The 3,441-nt window shown below is 46.9% G+C and carries 4 protein-coding genes; all 4 read right to left on the bottom strand.

Annotation, left to right across the window (positions count from 1 at the left end):
- Window positions 1-230: 230 nt before the first annotated feature.
- The 4 genes from BGO59_RS33475 to BGO59_RS33455 all read right to left on the bottom strand — a co-directional run bounded on the left by BGO59_RS33475 (window position 231) and on the right by BGO59_RS33455 (window position 2,730).
- Entirely contained in the window at window positions 231-509 is a 279-nt protein-coding gene (locus tag BGO59_RS33475; RefSeq protein WP_293691589.1) for a hypothetical protein, read from the bottom strand.
- A gap of 2 nt (window positions 510-511) precedes the next feature.
- Window positions 512-1,009, bottom strand: coding sequence for an Abi-alpha family protein (locus BGO59_RS33470; protein ID WP_293691587.1), 498 nt, complete (start codon window positions 1,007-1,009; stop codon window positions 512-514).
- Window positions 1,010-1,351: 342 nt separating this feature from the next.
- Complete coding sequence (locus BGO59_RS33460; RefSeq protein ID WP_293691583.1) at window positions 1,352-1,963, bottom strand: transposase; 612 nt, start codon at window positions 1,961-1,963, stop codon at window positions 1,352-1,354.
- A 362-nt stretch (window positions 1,964-2,325) separates the two neighbouring features.
- Window positions 2,326-2,730, bottom strand: coding sequence for a hypothetical protein (locus tag BGO59_RS33455; RefSeq protein WP_293691581.1), 405 nt, complete (start codon window positions 2,728-2,730; stop codon window positions 2,326-2,328).
- Window positions 2,731-3,441 lie beyond the last annotated feature (711 nt).

The following is a 3,441-nucleotide window of genomic DNA, read 5'->3' as shown; positions in this document are numbered from 1 at the left end:
AAGCAAAAAACCTGGCCGCTGCGGCCTGCAACCTGTCGCCGAGAACCCGCCTTGTGAGCCTATTTTGAACACGCCACCCAACGACCATGAGGGCTGATGGATGAGAACGCTACGTCCCTAAACTGCAACAGCTTCCAACCTTTACACCCTCATTTGGTTGGGCTGCCAGGCGTCCTCACCGGCGAGCGTCCTGTCAGCGGTAGCCTGCCCTATGCACATTCGCATTTAAATTATTTCTTCGGGGATTTGCACTGCTCTACGAAATATCTTCCGTAAGCAGTAACCCTAAAGTTATTTGATTGACTATAGTTTGCAGATACATCTAAATCAAGTTCAACCTTCTGCTCGTTTTGTTCATCTTCGACAATTTCGCCACTTGAACCTCTATTCTCAATTTCCACTTCAGGCTCTTCATATTTAAGCAAGCCTAACAATACCATGTTATCAATACAAATAGATACAAAATGGTCTTCTATCTTAAATTTATTCTTTATAGAATTAAATTTCACAACTATGGTTCTATTTTTATTTCCTCGAGGGTAATACTATCAAAAATCCGGCCCCAATTTTTTCTTCTTTCGTACTCTTCTATTCTATTTTTATAGGTTTCTTCAAAAGAAAAGTCTAGTATCTGAGCCTCAAGTGGATTTAGGCTTGATAATGTTTTAACAAGTCTTGGTTTTAAACCATTTTCAGGCGATGTAGCTATGTTAGCGAGTAGATTAGCCCATTTTTCTTGCAAAAGTTCATCTTCTTCCAAAGAGCATTCTTCAAGTAGAAGGACTAAAGTTTTAATTTTTAGCTCTTTAGGCTTTAAATTATTCTGCTCCAATAATTGAACTGTCTTGTTGAAAATATTTATTTGATTTTTAAGTCTGCGATACCGCATCTTGTCAGCAAATAGTTCACCAAGCTCTTTTGTGGCAGGGCCAAAAAGGGTTTTCATCAACTCTTCTGTTTTATCAAGTACTTGCTTCGGGAGATTAAGGCTTTGAATAATTTCTTTCATGTTAATTGATGTATTTTCCATAGCAAGTTACTGACTAAATTCATTTGTTTGTCTGGCTTGTCAGCGGGGACGTTGGCATTGTCATACGCGAACCGCCTTATTCTTAAGAGCGTGTTTGGGAATTATGTTTGGTTCTTGGGCTGAATACGTTGCAACATGATCTGAATGTTGGCTAAATATAGCCAGTTAACCGAAGAAGATATGGTATATTCATAATCTTTCACCAGCCGACGGAAGAAATTCGTCCAACTGATACTCCGTTCGACTACCCAACGCTTGGCTATGGGCACAAAACCCTTGGCTGATTCAGGCCGGGATGCCTTCTCAAAATCGATACTCCAATTAGCTAATTCGGCAGCAAATACCCTGTTGTAATCGGACCGCCGAAGCGGCCTGATCACCGAAGACCTTTTCCAGTCGTTCACCACATCGCCACAAAATACTGGTGACAAGGGGGACGGCCAATTTCCCATCGGCCCCATTAGCCGCGTCTACATCGGCTACCCACAAGCGGCCCTGGGTATCGACGACAAACGTGCGCTTGCGCCCATTGATAAGCTTGTGAGCATCCATGCCTCGGTATTCGCCGATCATAGGAGAGAGTTTAACGGATTGTGTATCAACACATAAGACAGAAGGTGTCGGCTCCCGGCCTTGTTGCTGACGGTCAAGCTGGTTCAGAGCCGCGTTCATCTGCTCGAACAGATTAGCTTTTTCCCACTGGTTAAAATAATAATAAACCGCTTGCCAAGGTAACCAGTCAGGGTGAATGTTACGCCACTGACTGCCCGTGCGCAGCAGCCATAAAATGCAGTCGAGAATCTTACGCAAGTCATGCTTGCGCTTGCGTTGAAGATTAAAAAAAGGCGAAATTGCGTTCCACTGGTAGTCGGTCAGTGGCCCCCACTGTTTGGTCATGGCTTTGTCGTTTGGCGACCACAAAGTTGACTCCACTACCAGTTCTTTTCAATTCCCAAACACGCTCTAAAGCCCAACTGTCGGAGCATTTACCCTGTCTCCGAGACGCTGCCTCGCAAACTTAAACCTGTCCAATCGGAGCGTTTCCTGTGTCAGCCGAAACCCAGAAATGGAAGCCCGGACTTTCCCACGCGGGGCGGTCAAATTGTCGCCCGGAAGCTGGAAATGGAAGCACTACTTGGACTGGCCACCCAACACCCATGAGGGTTGATGGATAATGACGCTACGTTACTGAACACAAGCAACTTCCAACCTTTACACCCTCATTTGGTTGGGCTGACCCGCTTGCCACCGGGACGTGCTTCCTGTCGACGGGAAGCCTGCCCACGCCGAGCGCTTTATGGTGCCTTAACCACTTGACTTTGCCTAAAATCCTCGACTCGGTAAAACAAAATAGCATTAAACAGCGTGAAACCGATCACTGACCAAAAACCATAAAATTGTGATAACCAAGTAGAAGCACCCCATGAATGGACAATCAAAACAAATAGCAAAAACACTTTGGTATAGTTGTTAGGCAACCAACGTCCCACTAAGCCGATGATAACCAGCCAAATAAAACAGATGACAAAAATGCCCGAAACGTGGTGAGCCATCATGTAAGCACCAAAGGGATTGCCCTCATTAGCCTTCGTTAAGTTTCCTTGCCAATAATCATCTGACTGATGAGTAATGGTGATAATAATGTCAAATAAAGCCGCCCAATAAGCGGGTACAAACGACAACCAACTTTTATTTTTCATTCTTATATTCATGAATCGGGGCGTTCACTCTGTCAACCGGAACCTGGAAATGGAAGCCCCAAAACTACCAAACTGATATAGTTGCGTTGTCAACGGAAGCCGACCAACGAGCCTAAAGCTGACCTGTTGGGGCGGCTCCCCTGTCGCAGGGAACCCGCCTTGTAAGCCCATTTTGGACACGCCACCCAACGCCAACAGGGGTTGATGGTGAGTGAGTCACTTCACTCAACGCGGCCAACTCCATACCTTTACACCGCACCGGCGGCCCGGCCCTGTTTGGTTGGGCTGCAAGCCTGACCACTGGGACGCGCTCCCTGTCGCCGGAACGGTGACAGCGCCGAGCCAATCAACAACGCACCCAACCGCTTAAAGCCGAACGCGAAGCCTTTTTTACTACGTTGCAGACCCGCGCCAAGCCTTTTCACTACGTTGTCGCGGGGCGCTTGCCCTGTCGAACGCTACGTTGCCAACGAGCCAAAAGGCTGGCTTGTCAAGGCGTTTCTCGTGTCGCAGGTGACCAAAAAGCTCCCCAACTCAGTCGTACAAGATGTCGACCGAAACCGCCCAACGAGCCCAATAGGCTGCCCTGTCGAGACGTGTGCCCTGTCGCCGGAGCGACGGCAAACACGCTTTACTTTTGGTTGTTCACCCAACCGTTAGATTTGGGTGCTGTAACAAAACCAAGATCAGATTTTGTCGCAAAAGGCAAAA

Source organism: Spirosoma sp. 48-14 (genome assembly GCF_001898575.1).
Taxonomy (GTDB): domain Bacteria; phylum Bacteroidota; class Bacteroidia; order Cytophagales; family Spirosomataceae; genus Spirosoma.
This window is presented reverse-complemented; position numbering and strand designations above follow the sequence as displayed.

Coding starts and splice junctions, on each gene's coding strand:
- BGO59_RS33470 (WP_293691587.1), bottom strand. CDS start 1,009: ATGAAAGAAATTATTCAAAGCCTTAATCTCCCGAAGCAAGTACTTGAT.
- BGO59_RS33455 (WP_293691581.1), bottom strand. CDS start 2,730: ATGAAAAATAAAAGTTGGTTGTCGTTTGTACCCGCTTATTGGGCGGCT.